Consider the following 16,280-nt stretch of genomic DNA (forward strand, 5'->3'; position numbering starts at 1 on the left):
GTGCGCGTGTGTTGTTCGAGTGTCGGCAATCCCAGGTGAAGGCGGTATTTCGATGCGAATTTCTCCCGCGGGCCCCGAATCCTCCGACCTGCTGTCGTCGGACCTGCTCGCCCCGGACCTCTACGAGGAATCGCAGTACGCGGTCCGGAACATGCATTCCCTGTGGCAGGACCTGCGCAAGCAGGACGGGCTGTCGGTGCAGCGGACGCCGGACGGCCAGGAATTCTTCGCGGCGCTGCGGCACGCGGACGTGTTCGAGGTGCTGAACGACCCCGCGACGTTCTCCTCGGCGTACAGCACCATGCTCACGGTGCGCGGCGCCGGGGACGTCGCGGCCGGGGCGGCGATCCACCTCACCGACCCGCCGCTGCACCCCGCGGTCAAGCGGGTCTTCACCCCGCTGATGACGGCGCAGGCGGCGCAGCGCCTGGAGCGCGGCATCACGGACCGGATGGCGGAGCTGTTCGACACCCTCCGGGGCCGGGAGTCCTTCGACTTCTGCGAGGCCATGGTCACCCTGCCGATGACGATCACCGGTCTGCTGATGGGCATCCCGGAGGAGGAGTGGGCGGTCACCGGCCGGGCGACGGTGCGGGCGATGGGCGGGGTGAACGCGGCCGAGTCCGAGCGCCAGCGCCGGATCGACCTCTTCGAGGCGCACACCACCATCATGTCCGTGCTCGGCAACGTCCTGGAGGACGCCCCGCCCGCCGATACGGTGAGCGGCCGCTGCCCGGCCACGGCCGGGGTGGTGGGGGACACCACCGGCCGGGACGTGCCGCTGCTGAACGCCTACGCGTTCCTGATGGGCGCCAATCCGACCGTGCCGCAGACGATCAACCAGATGCTGATCATGCTGGCCGAGGACGCGGACCTGTGGTCCTGGTTCACCCGCCAGGAGGAGACCGACCAGCGGTTCGTCGACGAGGCGCTCCGCTGGGCGAGCCCGGTCAACCACGTGCTGCGGCGCACCACCGGGGACAGCGTGGTGGCCGGGACCGAGGTGCCGGCCGGATCGCTGGTCTCGGCCTGGATCGCCTCGGCCAACCGCGACGAGGAGGTGTTCGCCGATCCGTTCCGGTTCGTCCCGGACCGCTCGCCCAACCGCCACCTGGCCTTCGGCCTCGGTGTGCACCGGTGCATCGGCCAGCATGTCGCCGCAATCGGTATGAAGATATTCTTCGACCTTTGGCGAAAGAATGTGCGGTCCGTGGCACTGGACGGCGAACCCGGGCACCTGATCTCGAACTTCCTGAACGGCGTAGTATGTCTGCCGCTCGCCGTGGCCTGGAAGTAACCGGCGACCGGGACGGCGACCGCACCGCGGAAGGCAGAAGCGATGAGCGATTTCGTCACCACGATTGTCGGGCCGGGCGACTGGCCGACGGTCGGCGAATTCTTCGAACCGAAAGGCCTCGTGGAGAACTGCTGGTGCACGTATTTCCGCATGACCTCGAAGGAACGCTCCTCCTGCGGCACCGCGGCGCGCAAGGACCGGCTCCGCGAACTGGTCGAGGGCGGCGAACGGGTGGGCATCCTCGGTACCGTCGGCGGCGTCCCCGCCGGCTGGATCGGGGTCGGCCCCCGGCTCGGCTTCCCCAGGCTGACCAGGTCCCGGGCGGCGAAACTGCTGAAGGGCGACGATCCGGAGCGCATCTGGTCCGTCGTCTGCCTCTACCTCACCCGCGACCACCGGCACCAGGGACTCACCAAGGTGCTCATCGACCGGGCCGCGCAGTGGGCGCGGGACGAGAAGGCCGAGTTCATCGAGGCCTACCCCGAGGACGACCGGGACCCGGCGGCCGCCGTCGAACGCGGCAGCTTCCGCGGCCGGGTGACCACCTTCGAGTCCTGCGGCTTCACCGTCGTCGAACCCCGTTTGCAGAGCAGGGCATTGGTACGGAAGGACCTCCGTTGACGGATCAGACCGTTCAGACCGTTCAGACCGATCACAAGGTGCTTGCGCTCGAACCCTTCATGAACAACCAGGCCGCGACCACCCCGGCGAACCTCGCCGACGGCCGCCTCAACGTCTGGCGCAACTCGCTGCCGGCGCAGGACGCGCCGCTGGAACTCCTCGTCGACGGCGTTCCGCTGCGCACCGCCCGGCTCGACGGCCTCGGCCCGGACAACGTCCGCTGCGCCGGGCAGCGGATCGAGGTCCCGGAGCGCCGGTGGGACTGGCTCTACCTCATCGGCTGCGGGGAACGCCGGGTCAGGGACGTCCTCACCTGGCACTTCTCCGACGGCACCGTGGACCGGGACCACCTCGCGCTCTCCGACCTGTGGGAGGGCCGCTCCGACTTCGGCGAGGAGCTGGCGCTGCGCACCGACGTCATCCACTACCCGCACCATGTGCAGGAGCGGATCGGGATCACCCTCTGGTGCCAGCGCGTCCCGGTGACCTCGCGCAAGCCGCTCACCGCCATGTCGCTGCCCAGGAACCCGGCCGTCCATCTCTTCGCCCTGACGCTCGTCGGCCGGCACCTGGGCGCCGGCGCCGACGGCGACCCGCTGATACAGGGAGCCAGCCGTGCACTCAGCTAGGACGACCGGAGCCGGGACGACAGGGGTCGCTCCGACCGGAGCCGGGACCACCGGCACCGCGCCGCGCGCCGCCCGGTGGAACGGCGCCGCCGGAAGCTACCCCCAGTGGTACGAGGACCCGTTGAGCTGCCTGCAGACCACCCTGGGCGCCGTCCTGCTGGAGCACGGCTTACGGCCGCTCGAAGTCCTGGGCCTCTCCTGCGAGTTCGTCTTCGCGCCGGAGGACGTCCCGCGCGAGGAGTTCTACCGCCCGGCCCAGGGCGACCGGGGTGTGGCGGGCGACCTCTGCCCCTACCACGAGGTGGAGTCCGCCTGGACGACGGGCACGGACGCGGACGACCTGATCGGGCTGATCGAGCGGCACTCCGGCGTCGTGGTGGCGGTGGACAACTACCACCTGCCGTTCCGCCCCGCCTTCCACGATGTGCACGCGGCCCACCTGGTGGTGGTGCCCGGCTGGCGGCGGACCGCCGGCGGCGCCGTGGAGTTCTATGTCTCGGACGCCCAACCGCCGTGCTTCCAGGGCTGGTTGGCCGCCGAACACCTGCTCGCGAGCTGGCTGTCCGGCAATCCCTCCGACGCCCAGGACGTCTTCTTCTCCAGCCGCGAGATCGGCGGCCGGGTGCTCACCACCTCGGTGCGCGAGCAGCCCGGCGAGCTCACCGCCGACCGGGTCGCCCTGGCACTGCGCGGCAACCTCGACCGCTGGACCGGCGGCGCCGCCGACCCCCGGGACCGGCTCTGGACCGGCCGGGCCGGACTGGGGTGCTTCGTCGAACGGCTGACGGAGCACCGAGACGACCCGGCGGAACTCCGCAGCGCCTACACCCTGGGCTGGTCGATGCAGTCGCAGGCGTTCCTGCACGGCCGCCTCGCCCAGGAGTTCGCGCACCGGACGAAGCGGCCCCGGCTGCTGGAGGTGGCCGCCTCGGCGGACCGGCTGGTCGCGGCCTGGTCGAACGTCCGGCTGCTCGGCGCCCACGCGGCGGAGACGGCCGGGATCACGGAACTCGTGCCGCGCCGCGGCGCCGAGCTGGTGCACGCGTACGAGCAGCTGGCTGCCGACTGGCAGCTCGCCCTGGCCGAGGAATGGACGGACGTCTGATGGATGGCGGGTCTGTGGGCGGGCTGGCGCTCGCCGGGGGCGAACCCGTACTGGGGTCGCTGGCACCGGTGGACTGGCCGAGGACGACGGACGCGGACCGCGCGGCGGTGCTGTCCGTCCTGGAGTCGAACGTCTTCGTCTCCGACCGGGCGGGGGAGACGGCCGTCGAACGGCTGGAGCGGTCCTGGGCGGACTACCTGGGTGTGCGGCGCTGCGTCGGGGTGAGCAACGGCACCACCGCCATCGAACTCGCCCTGCTGGCCCACGGCGTGGGCCCCGGCGACGAGGTCGTGGTACCCGCCCTGACCTTCGTCGGGACGGCGATGGCCGTGGTGCACGTCGGGGCGACCCCGGTGTACGCGGACGTCGACCCGGTCACCTTCACGATGTCCCCGGACAGCCTGGCCGCCGAGATCACCGGGCGCACCAGGGCCGTCCTGCCGGTCCACCTGCACGGCCTCAGCGCCGACCTGGACGCGATCGGCGAGGTCGCCCGCCGGCACGGCCTGGTGGTGGTCGAGGACGCCGCGCAGGCCCACGGTGCCCGCCACCGCGGGGTGTTGTCCGGGGCCTCCGGCAACACCGCGACCTTCAGCCTCCAGATGACCAAGAACCTCCCCACCTGCGGGGAGGGCGGCCTGGTGGTGACCGACGACGACCGCCTCGCCGACCGGCTCGTGCAGCTGCGCCAGTTCGGCGAGACGATCCGCCCGGACCGCCCGCGTCGCTACGTGAGCCACCGGCTGGGCTTCAACGCCAAGCTGAGCAACGTCCAGGCCGCCTACACCTCAAGCCAGTTGGAGCGGCTGGACGAGTACCACGCGGCCCGGCGGGCCAATGTCGAGGCCTTCCTGGCCCGGCTGCGGCCGCTGGAGGGCCTGACCTGCCCGTCCGAGCCGGACGGCTACGAACACGCGTGGCACATCCTGCGCTTCGTGGTCGACTTCGAGCGGGTCCTGCCCGGTCTGGAGCCGGGGGCGGCCAGGAACCTGCTGATGCGGGCCCTGCGCGCCGAGGGCATGCCGGTCACCAGGTACCAGATGATGCCGCTCGCCGACCAGCCGGCCCTGCGGCCGCTGAACCGGCAGACCCCCGCCTCCTGGCCGGTCACCCAGGACGTCATCGACCGCAGCTTCACCCTCCAGCAGCGCCAACTGCCGCCGGACGCCGGACCGTTGCTCCAGAGCTTCGCCGACGCCGTGGAGAAGGTCTGGTCGCACCTGAAGGCCCTGCCGGAACTCGCGGAAGGTGCGGGCCGCTGACCGGACCCGAGCACCAGCCGACGACCGAATCCGAGCACCGGCCGACGACCGCGCAACTGGAGGTCCGCGCCCGCGCCGTCCGCGAGCACATCGTGGAGATGTGCGCGGGGCCCGAGGGCGGCCACCTCGGGGGCTCGATGTCCGCCGTCGAGATCCTGGTCGCGCTCTTCTTCCGGACCATGGACATCGACCCCGCCGACCCCGAGTGGAAGCAGCGCGACATCTTCGTGCTGAGCAAGGGCCACGCGGCGATGGCCCTCTACGCCACCCTCGCCGAACGGGGGTTCGTCCCCCGGGAGGAGGTCGCCACCTTCTGCCGCCCCGGCAGCCGGCTGGCCACCCACGGCAATGTCGCCGTGCCCGGCGTCGAGTTCGCCACCGGCTCGCTCGGCCACGGGCTGGCGCTGGCCAACGGCACCGCGTGGGCGCAGCGCCGGGCCGACGGCAACCCCGGGGGCACCGCCGCCCGCACCCCCGCCCGGACCTTCGTGCTGCTCGGCGACGGCGAGCTCCAGGAGGGCACGGTGTGGGAGGCGGCGCAGGTGGCCCGCGCCCTGAACGCCGACAACCTGGTGGCGGTCGTCGACGTCAACGGCTTCCAGCAGACCGGGGCGGTGCGCGAGGTCAGCGCCGGTTCGCCGGTCGCCGACCGCTGGGCCGGCTTCGGCTGGCACACGGTCGAGGTGGACGGGCACGACCTGGCTGCGCTCGGCGAGGCCCTCGACGGCGCGGCCCGCGCCCCGGGACCGGCCGCCGTGGTCTGCCGCACCGTCAAGGCCAAGGGCGTGGGCGTCCTGGAGGGCCGGTCCGCCTCGCACTTCGTCCGGCTCGACACCGAGCGGAAGCTCGCCCGGGTCCGGGGCAGCCTCGGAGCCGTGGCGCCCGCCGCGAGCGGTGGGGGGAGGTCCGGCCGTGGCTGAGACCGCACCGGAGCGGATGAGCACCAGGGCGGCCTTCACCGAGGCCCTGCCGGAACTCTCCGCGCGCCACAACGTGCTGGTGGTCGACACCGACACCGGGAGCGTCGAGCCGGCCCCCGGGATGGACTACCTCAACGTCGGCATCGCGGAGAACGCCGCCGTCGGGCTCGCCGCCGGCGCCGAGCACTGCGGCCGCCGCGCCCTGGTCTGCACCTTCGCCGCCTTCTCGGTGAGCCGGGCGTTCGAGTTCATCAAGCTCGACATCGCCTACCCGAGGCGCCGGGTGTGCGTGGTCGGCACCCACGGCGGCGCCAGCGGCGGCTGGCTGGGGCCGACCCACCACGCCACCGAGGACCTGGCGCTGATGAACGCGCTGCCCAACATGCGGGTGGTCGTCCCGGCCGACGCGCGCCAGGCGGTGTCCCTGCTGGGGCAGTGCCTGGAGTACGACGGCCCGACCTATCTGCGGCTCGGCCGCAAGGACTCGCCGGTGTTCGCGGGACTGCCCGAGCCGGAGCTCGGCGTCCCGCAGGAGGTCAGGCCCGGCCGTGACCTCGCGCTGGTCGCCACCGGCCCGGAGATCCTGGCCACGGCGCTGGAGGTCGCGCGGGGGCTCGCCGCCGCCGGGTACGACGCCCAGGTGATCAACGCCCACACCGTCGACCCGGAGGCCGCCCTCGCGGTCGGCCGGGCCGTCGCCGCCGACTGCCGGTGGCTGGTCACGCTGGAGGAGGCGTGGACCTCCGGCGGCATGGGCGCGCAGGTCGCGTCGGCGCTGGGGGCGCGCGGGATCCGCTGGCTGCCGGTCGGCGTCTCCGGATTCCTCCCGCCCGGCAGCCACGGCGACCTGCTGGAGGACAGCGGGCTCACCGCCGCGGCCGTGCTGCGCCGGGTCCTGGAGTTCCTCGACCGACCGTAGCGACCGCGAAGACCGCGAGACCGAGAAGACCGCGAGACCGAGAAGACCGCGAGACCGAGAAGACCGCGAGACCGAGAAGACCGCGAGACCGAGAAACGACCGAGCAGTGATCGAGAGAGGACAGGAAGAGATGGAAGCACTGTGCGTCAGCTGTGACGGCCCGCTGAAGATACCGGGGGACAGCTACCAGGGGGAGATCGTGAGCTGTCCCGGCTGTGCCACCGAGCTGGAGATCCAGTCCGTCGACCCGCTGGAGCTGGCCCTCGCGCCCGAGCCCGAAGAGGACTGGGGTGAGTGATCCGCGGAGAGCGTCGACACGGCTCGGGATCCTGCTGTCGACCGTCCGCTACGAGGAACGGCGGCTCCTGTCCGAGCTGGACCGCCGCGGGATCCCGGTCGCCAGACTGGACCCCCGCATTATGTCGTTCGGCCCCGGGGACACCTCGGAGCTGCGGGGGATGGCGGTGCTCAACCGGGAGATCTCCAGTCAGCGCGCCGCCCTCGCGGGGGAGTCGCTGGAAGCCTTCGGCGCCCGCACCGTGAACGACGCCGCGGCGATCCGGGTGTGCGGCAACAAGTGGTCCACCTACCTGCGGTTGCGGCAGGAGGGCGTACCGACCCCGACCACCCTGCTGGCCCCCACCCCGGAGGCCGGCCGGGCGGCGGTGGCCGCCCTCGGCTACCCCGCCGTGATCAAGCCGCTCAGCGCCTCCTGGGGCAACCGGGTCAGCCTGATCACCGACCAGTACGCGGCCGAGGCCGTCCTGGAGCACTGCGCCGCGCTGCCCTCGGCGGTCGCGCGCACGGTGATCGTCCAGGAGGCGGTCCGGCCGGGCTCGCCGGACATCCGGGGCATCGTCGTCGACGGCGTGTGCGTCGGCGCGATCACCCGGTCCAGCAGCGACTGGCGCAACAACGTCGCGAGGGGAGCGACGGTCGAGCAGCACGCGCCGGACGAGGAGGTCCACCGGCTCTGCGTCCGGGCGGCCGCCGCCGTCGGCGCGACGATCGCGGGCGTGGACCTGGTCGAGCGCGCGGACGGGAGCCACACGGTGCTGGAGGTGAACTCCCGGGTCGAGTTCCAGGGGTTCGAGCGCGCGACGGGTGTCGACGTCGCGGCCCGCATCGTCGAGGCCTGGACAGCCGAGAAGGTCGAGGTGGAGGAACCGGTATGAAACGCATCGCAGTGGTGGGTGGGCGGGGCTTCGTGGGCGGTGAGCTGCTGCGCCTGCTCGTGCACCATCCCGAGGTGGAGGTGGCCGCGGTCACCTCCGACACCCAGGCAGGCCGCGCCGTGGAGACCGCGCACCCACCGCTGCGCGGCAGCGGACTGCGCTACCGCCGGCGGTCCGAACTGGAGCCGGTCGACCTGGTTTTCCTGGCTGGCGTGCACGGGTCCACGGCGGAGATCCTCGACGACATGGCCGCGCTCGCGCCCAGGATCGTCGACCTCACCGCGGACTTCCGGATCGAGGACCCCGCGCTGATGGAGCGCTACTACGGCTGGAGCCGCGACGGGGAGCACGCCGGTGCCTTCGTCCGGGGCCTGCCCGAACTGCACCGCAAGCAGATCGTCGACGCGACCCGGGTCGCCGTCCCGGGCTGCATGGCCACCAGCGCCATCCTGAGCCTGGCGCCGCTCGCCGCCCGCGGGCTGCTCCAGGACGTCCAGGTCGACGCCAGGACCGGCAGCAGCGGCTCCGGCGCCTCCGGCGGCGACGCCAACTCGCACGCGCTGCGCAGCGGAGTGCTGCGGGTCTTCGCACCGTTCGACCACCGGCACGAGGCCGAGGTGGCCGAGGCGCTCGGGGTCGAGGTGTCGATGACGGTCACCGCGACCCCGCAGGTGCGCGGCGTGCAGACACTCGCGAAGGTGTCGGTCGGGGACGTCGGCGAGCGCGAACTGCTCGCCATGTACCGCGAGGACTACGGCCCGGAGCCGTTCGTCCGGCTGGTGAACAGCGCGCGCGGCACGTTCCGCTACCCGGACCCGAAGGTGCTGCTCGGCTCCAACTACTGCGATGTCGGCATCGTCGCCGACCACCGCGGCCGGGCCCTGGTGATGGGCAGCCTCGACAACCTGGTGAAGGGCGCCGCCGGCGGGGCGGTGCAGTGCATGAACCTCATGCTCGGCCTGCCGGAGACGGCCGGGCTGACCTTCCCCGGATTGCACCCGGTGTGACCGGGATGAGAATCGTGGTGAAGTGGGGCGGAAGCCTCCAGGAGAACAGCGGCGCGATCGCCGACGACATCGCCGCCCTGTGGCCCGGGCACCGGATCGTCGTGGTGCACGGCGGCTCCCGGGACATCGACGACACCGTCGCCGAACTCGGCCTGCCCCGGCGCACCCTGCGGTCCCCGGACGGCATGGTGACCCGGTACACCGACGCGGCGACCCTCACCGCCCTGATGATGGCGATGCGGGGGCGGACCCAGGCCCGGATCGTCTCCGAGCTGGCCGCCCGGGGCGTCACCGCCGCGGGGCTGTCCGGCATGGACGGCGGGTTGGTCCGCACCCGGCGCAAGGCGGCGGTCCGCGCCGTGTTCGGCGACAGCGTCCGGGTGGTGCGCGACAATCTCGCCGGCAAGGTCGTCGGCGTGGACACCAGGGTGCTGGAGGCGCTGCTTGCCTGCGACATCCTGCCCGTCGTCTGCCCGCCGGGGATGACGGCCGAGGGCGAGCCCACCAACGTCGACGCGGACCGGATGGCCTGCGCGATCGCGGCGGCCTGGCGCGCCGACCGGCTGCTGCTCTGCACCGACACCCCGGGCGTGCTCGCCGACCGCGACGACCCCGCCTCCGTCATTCCCGAACTGGACCGGGACGGCGCGGCGGAGCTCGTGCCCACCCTGAGCGGCGGCATGCGGATGAAGATCGCCGCCGCAGTGGAGGCGCTGGACCGCGGCGCCCTGGCGGTCCAGGTCTGCGACGGCCGGGTGGAAGCGCCGATCGCGGCCGCCCTGCGCGGCAGCGGTACCATCGTCGGAGAGGGCCGTGGCACAATATGACGATCCATCATGCCGTAACGGAAGCAAGGGTGTTGACCGACAGCGACGCCGTCGCCCTGCTCGCCGAGGTGGTGGCGGTCCCCTCCGTCTCCGGCAGCGAACGGAAGCTCGCGGAACGACTGCGGGACATCGCCGCCGCACACGGCGCGCGGAGCCACCTCGACGAGGTCGGGAACGTACACGTCCTGGTCGGGCACGGAACCCGCACGGTCATGCTGCTCAGCCACCTCGACACCGTGCCGGGCGAAGTGCCCTTCGAGCACACCGCGACCCTGGTCCGGGGCCGGGGCGCCGTCGACGCCAAGGGCCCGCTGACGGCGATGCTCGTCGCGGCGCTCAACAGCCGGGACCTCGGCCTCCGGATCCACTGGGTGGGCGCGGTCGAGGAGGAGACGCTGCACTCCCGGGGCGCCGAGCACGTCCGGGCCACCGTCCCCGTCCCGGACGCCGTGATCGTCGGCGAACCGAGCGGGGCCTCCTCGGTCACCGTCGGCTACAAGGGCATGGTCCAACTGGCGGTGCGCTGCGAGGTCGAGCGCACCCACACCGCGACCCCGGGGCCGAAGTCCAGCGAGACCCTGGTCCGCGCCCTCGCCCGGCTCTTCGACAGCTACGGCACCCGGGGCAACGACACCTTCGACGGGATCGGCATGGTCGTCAGGGACGGCAGGTTCGAACCCTTCGGGAGCTCCTGCTCGCTGCTCTTCCGGACCCCGCCGGGCACCTCCGCCGAGGACCTGCTGCGCGACGTCCGGGCCGTCCTCGGCGAACAGGTCGAGGCGTCGGTGGTGTACGAGGTGCCCGCCGTCACCGTGCCGCGCGGCTCCGCCTGCGTCCGCGCGCTGTCCCGCGCCATCGCCGCCGCCGGGCTGCGCCCCGGCCACAAGCTCAAGACCGGCACCAGCGACATGAACACCCTGAGCAGGACCTGGCGGGTCCCGATGGCCACCTACGGCCCCGGGGACTGCCACGAGGACCACACCGACAGCGAGCACATCCTGGTCCAGGAGTACCTCGACGGCATCCGCGTGCTGCGCGCCGCCCTGGCCGAACTGGACAAGACCCTTCCGGAGGCGGCGTCATGACGGAACAGCCGAGTCTGCTGGCGCTGTGGAGCGTGCCGAGGTCGCGCTCGACCGCGTTCGAGCGCGCGATGTACGAGCGCGGCGACTTCCTGGTGGTCCACGAGCCGTTCTCCCGGGTGTGCGACTTCGGCGAGGCGGACGTGGCCGGCCGCAGCTGCGCCAGCCAGGAGGAGGTGATGGCCGCCCTCGTCGACACGGCGGCCGAGCGGCCGGTGTTCTTCAAGGACACCACCGACTTCCCGCTCGACCGGCTCGGCACCGACCCGGCCTTCCTGCGCCGGTGCCGGCACGCCGCGATGGTCCGCAACCCCCGGGACACCGTGCGCTCGCACCTGGTGATGCAGGCCGACGCGACGTCCTCGGCGATGGGCTTCGGGCACCTGTGGGACATCGTCGGGACGGTGACCGCCGCGGGCCTGCCGATGCACCTCGTCGACGGCGACCGGCTGGCGGGCGGCGCCGAGGCGGAGGTGCGGCGGTACTGCGAGGCGATGGGGATCGACTTCCGTGCCGAGGCACTGGCCTTCAAGCAGCAGCCGCCGGCCAGTTGGGAGGCCACCGGGCGCTGGCACGCCGCGGCGGGCGAGTCGAACGCCCTGGGCGCCGCCCCGGCCGGGCGCAAGCCCTTCCCGGCGGAGCTGGAGCGGACCGCCGAGGAGCTCGAGCGGGACCAACTCCCCTACTACGCGAGGATCACGGCGGCGCTGGGCGGCGCCCCGGCGCCCGCGGGCGGCTGATCCGGTCCACAACGCACGGCACGCGAGAACGCACCGCACGCACGGCACGCACCGCACGCACGGCACGCACCGCACATCTGCACGTACGCACGAACAAGAGGAGCGGACATGAGTTTGGGCCCTGGCTTCACCAGGCTGTGGTGGTCGCAGGGGTTGTCGAATCTGGCCGACGGCCTGGTCCTGGCGGCCGTACCCCTCCTCGCCGTGGAGATGACCCGCGACCCGCTGCTGGTCGCCGGGATCACGGTGGCGCAGTTCCTGCCCTGGCTGATCTTCACGCTGCCGTCCGGAGCCCTCGCCGACCGCATCGACCGGCGCCTGATCATGGTGTGGGGCAACGCGATCCGGGCGGTCGGCTTCCTCCTGCTCGTCCTGACGCTGGCGGCGGACCTGCACAGCATCGTGGTCCTCTACCTCGCCGTGTTCCTGGCCGGCACGGCCGAGACCCTGGTGGACAACGCGGCGCTGACGGTGCCGCCGCGACTGGTCGAGCGCGCGGACCTGGAACGGGCCAACGGGCGGCTGTTCGCCACCCAGTCGGCGATCAACAACTTCGTCGGACCGACGGTGGGTGCCGCCCTGTTCGCGCTGTCGGCGATCATGGTGTTCTCCTCCACCGCCGGGCTCTTCGCCCTCGGCGCGCTGGCCGCGGTCACCCTGCCCCGGATGCTCCCCACCGCGAGCGACACCAGCGGCGGCAAGCACTCGGCGGGGGACGTCCTGCGCAGCATCCGGGCCGGCTGGTCCTACTTCTGGGAGCACCGGCTGCTGCGCCGGGTGGCGTTCATCTCCGGCTCGATCAACCTGTTCTCCTCCGCCACCGCCGGTCTGCTCGTCCTCCTGGCGACCGGACCGCTGGGCGTCTCCAAGTCCTGGTACGGCATCTTCATCGCGGTGCCCGCGGTGGGGGCCGTGATCGGCTCGCTGATCGCGGCGCGGGTGGTCCCGGCCATCGGCGGCGGGCCGGTCACCTGGCTCGCCGCGCTGGTGCCTGCGGCCAGCTACCTCGTGCTCGGCCTCAGCGGGAGCATCGTGCTCTCCGAGATCATCATGTTCCTCGCCGCCATCTCCACGGCCCTGAACCAGATCGTGGTGAGCACGCTGCGGCAGGCCGCCGTCCCCGACGAACTCCTCGGCCGGGTCACCGCCGCCTACCGGCTGATCGTGCTCGGCGCGGTGCCGGTCGGCGCGCTGACCGGCGGCGGCCTGGGCCGCTGGCTGGGCCCCGAGCACGCCTTCGTGGTCTGCGGCATCGGACTGGCGCTGGCCGCCGTGGTGTTCGCCTCCCGGGTGACCACGCGCGCCCTGCGCGAGGCCGAGCGGGACGTACGGCCCGCGAGCGCCGTCGAACCGATCGCCTGAGCGGTCCTCCCGTGCCGCCGAACCGTCCAGCCCCGTGAGCAGACCCAGCCGTCGACGGTCGACGGTCGACCGTCGACCGTCGAGACAGGCCGAGCAGCCGAGAACAGGAGATCCCGTGACCGAGAACCGCGACGTCGTGTGCAAGGCCGAGTACGAGCCGCCGGCCGACGAGCTGGAGCAGCAGGTGGCCGACGTCATGGCCGAGGTGCTCGGCGTCGACCTGGTGGGCCGCCGCGACAGCTTCTACGACTTCGGCGGCACCTCGCTGGCGGCCATCCGGATCTGCGCCCGGATCGAGCGTCGGCTCGGCTTCAAGGTCGACCCCGCCTGGCTGCTGGAGTACGACGAACTGGCCGACTTCGCCGAGCAGATCCGGCTCGGTGCGGAATGACCGCCGCTTCCGGCGTTCCCGCTTCCGGCGTTCCCGCTTCCGGCGTCCCCGTGACGGACGCCCCGCGGCCGGGGAGCGTGCACGCCGCGGTGGCCGCCCACGCCGCCCGGGCGCCCGGGGCGCTCGCCCTGGTCCACGGCGAGGAGCGGATCGACTACCGGACCCTGGTCTCGGCGGCCCGCGCCCTCGCGGGCCGGCTGACCGGCTGGGGAGTGCGGCCCGGGGACATCGTCCCGCTGCTGCTGCCGCGCGGCGCCCAGCTGATCGCGCTCCAGCTCGGCGTGCTGATGAGCGGCGCCGCGTACGCGACCCTGGACCCGCGCTGGCCCGCGAGCCGCCTCGCCGCGATCCTCGCCCAGCTCGACGACCCGGTCGTGGTCGGCCGGCCCGGCGGCGAGCCGCTCGGCGTCACCAGGACGCTCGCCCCCGGCCCGCTGGCCGCGCTCGCGGCCGGGGCGGCGGCCGAGCCGTTCGCCCCGGTGCGGACCGCCCCGGACGACCTGGCCACGGTGTTCTTCACCTCCGGCAGCACCGGCGTCCCCAAGGGGGTGCTGATCCCGCACCGCGCCGTCACCCGGATGTTCGGCCCGGGCGGACTGGACGGCTTCGGACCCGGGCACACCACCGCGCAGGTCGCCCCCGGCGCCTGGGACATGTACGCCTTCGAGCTGTGGGGCCAGCTGACCACCGGCGGTACCTGCGTCGTGGTCGAGGAGAACCACCTGATGCCCGGGCGGCTGCGGGCCCTCGTCGCCGAGCAGGGCGTGGACACGCTCTGGCTGACCACCTCCCTGTTCAACCTGGTCGTCGACGAGGACCCGGACGCCTTCGCGGGCCTGGGCACGCTCTACGTCGGCGGCGAGAAGCAGTCCCCCCGGCATGTCGCGCGCTTCCTGGAGCGCTTCCCCGACCTGCCGCTCTGGAACGGCTTCGGCCCGGCCGAGAACTGCATGCTGACGACCGTGCACCGGATGCGGCCGGCCGACACGACCGTCCCCACCGGCATCCCCGTCGGCCTGCCGGTGCCCGGCACCACCGTGCTCCTGCTGCGCGAGGACGGCACACCCGCGCCGCCCGGCGAACGCGGCGAGATCGTCGCGCTCGGCCCCGGCGTGGCGCTCGGCTACCTGAACAACGCGACGCTGACCCGCGAGCGGTTCCCGACCCTGGAGGTCGACGGCGAACGGCGCCGCGCCCTGCGCACCGGCGACCTCGGCCTGCTCGACGAGCACGGGGTCCTGCACTACCACGGCCGCCGGGACCGGCAGGTCAAGCTCAGCGGCAACCGGATCGAGCTCGGCGACATCGAGGCCGCCGCCGGCGCGCTGCCGGAGATCCGCACCTGCGCCGCCGTCGCGCGGACCGACGCCGGCGGGACGGTCGAGCACATCGCGCTGGTCTACACCCTGGCCGAGGGCGCCGAACTGACCGCGCGGGACGTCCGCAGGAGGCTCACCGGCACGCTCCCGGCCTACGCCGTGCCCGGCCGGTTCGAGCAGCTGGACGAGCTGCCGAGGCGCGAGAACGGCAAGGTCGACCTGTCGGCTCTGGAGAGGCGCCCCCGCTGATGCGCGAGTTCCCGCAGACCTACGAGCAGGAGGCGCTCTGGATCGCCGACCGGTTCCTGGGCGACCCCTCACCGTTCCTGGAGACCTGGGCCCAGCGCATCCTGGGGCCGCTCGACGTCCCGGCCCTGGAGCGCGCCCTGGCCGCCCTGGTCGCCCGGCACGCCGTGCTCCGCAGCGGGTTCGGCCTCGGCGACGACGGCCCGGTGCAGAGCGTCGACCCGGCCGGCACCGTCCCGCTGGAACGCCTGCCCTGGCCCGGCGGGGAACTGCCCGGCGGTGACCTGCCCGGCGGGGGACTGCCCGGCGGGGAGCCGCACCACGGCGATCTGTACGACACGCTGCGCCGGGCCGGGCAGCGACCGCTCGACCTGACCGCCTCGCCCGCCCGGTTCACCCTCTACGACCGGGCGCCGGACGAGCACGTGCTGCTGCTGCAGATCCACCACGTCGCCGTCGACGACGCCTCCCTGGTGCTGCTCGACCGGGAACTGTCCGCCCTGTACACCGAGGAGACCGGCGGCGCCCCGGCCGGGCTCGAACCGCCCGCGCTGCTGCTCGGCGAACACGCCGTCCGCGCCCGGGCGGCCGGGATCGCCCCGGCCGACCTCGCGTTCTGGGCGGACTTCCTGGCCGGGGCGCCGGTCCTGACCCAACTGCCGCCCCGCCCCAGGCCGCTCGCCGCCCGGCGCGGCTCCGCCTGCGACACCGTGCGGACCACCGTGCCCGCCGGACTGGGGGACGCCGTCCGCGCCGCGGCCCGCGCGCTGCGCACCACCCCGCACGTCCTGATGAGCACCTGCATGGCCGTCACCGCGGCGGCCGTGAACAGCGAGGACGTGGTGATCGGCACCCCGGTGTCCCGCCGCGGCGAACCCGACCTCGACGGCGTCTTCGGCTGTCTGACCGACCTCCTCCCGGTCCGCTACCGCGTCCCCGCCGACGCCGACTTCGCCGCGGTCTGCGCCGCCGCCAAACGCCGCTCGCTGGACGTGCTCAGGCACCGCAACGTGCCCTACGCCCGGCTCGGCGGCGGCGTCGGCCGCACCCGGGGCGTGCTGTCCGGCCAGCACCTGGGCCGGATCTGCCTCGTCCTGGACCAGTCGCCGAGCCGGCTGGAGCTGCCCGGGCTGCGCTGCGAGCGGGTGCACGTCGGCGGCGCCGCGGCGAAGTTCGACTGGCTCCAGTACGTGGTCGCGGACGGCGGCGGCTGGGACGTCCGGGCCGACTACGCCCTGGACTTCTTCACCCCGGACGAGGCGGCGCTGTTCCTGCGGCAGTGGCTGACCGCGCTGGCGGCGGCCTCGGCCGACCCCGGGGTGCCGGTGCGGGACCTGTTCGACCGGCTGGCCGCGACCGCCTGAGCCGGGCCGCCCCA

General features: G+C 73.4%; 17 protein-coding genes. All 17 read left to right on the forward strand.

Features of this window, described 5'->3' with window-relative positions:
* The first annotated feature begins 52 nt into the window (after positions 1 to 52).
* A complete protein-coding gene (locus OG715_RS36095) occupies positions 53 to 1,297 on the forward strand; it encodes a cytochrome P450 (protein ID WP_266273062.1) in 1,245 nt (414 codons plus the stop codon).
* A 150-nt stretch (positions 1,298 to 1,447) separates the two neighbouring features.
* Positions 1,448 to 1,918, forward strand: a complete 471-nt coding sequence (locus tag OG715_RS36100) for a GNAT family N-acetyltransferase (RefSeq protein ID WP_266273061.1) — start codon at positions 1,448 to 1,450, stop codon at positions 1,916 to 1,918.
* The gene (locus OG715_RS36105; protein ID WP_266273060.1) at positions 1,915 to 2,547 is read left to right on the forward strand and encodes a hypothetical protein; all 633 of its coding nucleotides are present in this window, start codon (positions 1,915 to 1,917) and stop codon (positions 2,545 to 2,547) included. The genes OG715_RS36100 and OG715_RS36105 overlap by 4 nt, the downstream gene beginning before the upstream one ends.
* Positions 2,534 to 3,652: a BtrH N-terminal domain-containing protein gene (locus OG715_RS36110; protein WP_266273058.1), complete on the forward strand. Its 1,119-nt coding sequence runs from the start codon at positions 2,534 to 2,536 to the stop codon at positions 3,650 to 3,652. The genes OG715_RS36105 and OG715_RS36110 overlap by 14 nt, the downstream gene beginning before the upstream one ends.
* Positions 3,652 to 4,914, forward strand: coding sequence for a DegT/DnrJ/EryC1/StrS family aminotransferase (locus tag OG715_RS36115; RefSeq protein WP_266273057.1), 1,263 nt, complete (start codon positions 3,652 to 3,654; stop codon positions 4,912 to 4,914). Before OG715_RS36110 ends, OG715_RS36115 begins: the two co-directional genes overlap by 1 nt.
* 56 nt (positions 4,915 to 4,970) lie before the next feature.
* Positions 4,971 to 5,834: a transketolase gene (locus tag OG715_RS36120; protein WP_327064236.1), complete on the forward strand. Its 864-nt coding sequence runs from the start codon at positions 4,971 to 4,973 to the stop codon at positions 5,832 to 5,834.
* Positions 5,827 to 6,753, forward strand: coding sequence for a transketolase family protein (locus tag OG715_RS36125; protein ID WP_266273056.1), 927 nt, complete (start codon positions 5,827 to 5,829; stop codon positions 6,751 to 6,753). Before OG715_RS36120 ends, OG715_RS36125 begins: the two co-directional genes overlap by 8 nt.
* Before the next feature lie 130 nt (positions 6,754 to 6,883).
* Positions 6,884 to 7,051, forward strand: a complete 168-nt coding sequence (locus OG715_RS36130) for a lysine biosynthesis protein LysW (RefSeq protein ID WP_266273055.1) — start codon at positions 6,884 to 6,886, stop codon at positions 7,049 to 7,051.
* Positions 7,044 to 7,928 (forward strand): ATP-grasp domain-containing protein, encoded by an 885-nt coding sequence (locus OG715_RS36135; RefSeq protein ID WP_266273054.1) that lies wholly within the window; start codon positions 7,044 to 7,046, stop codon positions 7,926 to 7,928. The genes OG715_RS36130 and OG715_RS36135 overlap by 8 nt, the downstream gene beginning before the upstream one ends.
* Complete coding sequence (argC, locus tag OG715_RS36140; protein ID WP_266273052.1) at positions 7,925 to 8,935, forward strand: N-acetyl-gamma-glutamyl-phosphate reductase; 1,011 nt, start codon at positions 7,925 to 7,927, stop codon at positions 8,933 to 8,935. The genes OG715_RS36135 and argC overlap by 4 nt, the downstream gene beginning before the upstream one ends.
* A 5-nt stretch (positions 8,936 to 8,940) precedes the next feature.
* Entirely contained in the window at positions 8,941 to 9,762 is an 822-nt protein-coding gene (locus OG715_RS36145; RefSeq protein WP_266273051.1) for a [LysW]-aminoadipate kinase, read from the forward strand.
* A gap of 32 nt (positions 9,763 to 9,794) precedes the next feature.
* Positions 9,795 to 10,847 (forward strand): M20/M25/M40 family metallo-hydrolase, encoded by a 1,053-nt coding sequence (locus OG715_RS36150; protein ID WP_266273050.1) that lies wholly within the window; start codon positions 9,795 to 9,797, stop codon positions 10,845 to 10,847.
* On the forward strand, positions 10,844 to 11,584 hold the full coding sequence (locus OG715_RS36155) for a sulfotransferase-like domain-containing protein (RefSeq protein ID WP_266273049.1): 741 nt from the start codon (positions 10,844 to 10,846) through the stop codon (positions 11,582 to 11,584). Before OG715_RS36150 ends, OG715_RS36155 begins: the two co-directional genes overlap by 4 nt.
* 108 nt (positions 11,585 to 11,692) lie before the next feature.
* Complete coding sequence (locus tag OG715_RS36160; RefSeq protein WP_266273048.1) at positions 11,693 to 12,946, forward strand: MFS transporter; 1,254 nt, start codon at positions 11,693 to 11,695, stop codon at positions 12,944 to 12,946.
* 115 nt (positions 12,947 to 13,061) lie between these two features.
* The gene (locus OG715_RS36165) at positions 13,062 to 13,337 is read left to right on the forward strand and encodes a phosphopantetheine-binding protein (protein WP_266273047.1); all 276 of its coding nucleotides are present in this window, start codon (positions 13,062 to 13,064) and stop codon (positions 13,335 to 13,337) included.
* Between the two features lie 50 nt (positions 13,338 to 13,387).
* Positions 13,388 to 14,905, forward strand: a complete 1,518-nt coding sequence (locus tag OG715_RS36170; protein ID WP_266273046.1) for an amino acid adenylation domain-containing protein — start codon at positions 13,388 to 13,390, stop codon at positions 14,903 to 14,905.
* Positions 14,905 to 16,266, forward strand: a complete 1,362-nt coding sequence (locus tag OG715_RS36175; protein WP_266273045.1) for a condensation domain-containing protein — start codon at positions 14,905 to 14,907, stop codon at positions 16,264 to 16,266. Before OG715_RS36170 ends, OG715_RS36175 begins: the two co-directional genes overlap by 1 nt.
* Positions 16,267 to 16,280: the final 14 nt, after the last annotated feature.

This window comes from Kitasatospora purpeofusca (assembly GCF_036010405.1).
Lineage (GTDB): Bacteria > Actinomycetota > Actinomycetes > Streptomycetales > Streptomycetaceae > Kitasatospora > Kitasatospora purpeofusca.

Excerpts from the sequence above, each read along its gene's own strand:
- OG715_RS36095 (WP_266273062.1), top strand. The coding sequence starts at position 53 with ATGCGAATTTCTCCCGCGGGCCCCGAATCCTCCGACCTGCTGTCGTCG.
- OG715_RS36100 (WP_266273061.1), top strand. The coding sequence starts at position 1,448 with ATGACCTCGAAGGAACGCTCCTCCTGCGGCACCGCGGCGCGCAAGGAC.
- OG715_RS36115 (WP_266273057.1), top strand. The coding sequence starts at position 3,652 with ATGGATGGCGGGTCTGTGGGCGGGCTGGCGCTCGCCGGGGGCGAACCC.
- OG715_RS36130 (WP_266273055.1), top strand. The coding sequence starts at position 6,884 with ATGGAAGCACTGTGCGTCAGCTGTGACGGCCCGCTGAAGATACCGGGG.
- argC (WP_266273052.1), top strand. The coding sequence starts at position 7,925 with ATGAAACGCATCGCAGTGGTGGGTGGGCGGGGCTTCGTGGGCGGTGAG.
- OG715_RS36145 (WP_266273051.1), top strand. The coding sequence starts at position 8,941 with ATGAGAATCGTGGTGAAGTGGGGCGGAAGCCTCCAGGAGAACAGCGGC.
- OG715_RS36155 (WP_266273049.1), top strand. The coding sequence starts at position 10,844 with ATGACGGAACAGCCGAGTCTGCTGGCGCTGTGGAGCGTGCCGAGGTCG.
- OG715_RS36160 (WP_266273048.1), top strand. The coding sequence starts at position 11,693 with ATGAGTTTGGGCCCTGGCTTCACCAGGCTGTGGTGGTCGCAGGGGTTG.
- OG715_RS36175 (WP_266273045.1), top strand. The coding sequence starts at position 14,905 with ATGCGCGAGTTCCCGCAGACCTACGAGCAGGAGGCGCTCTGGATCGCC.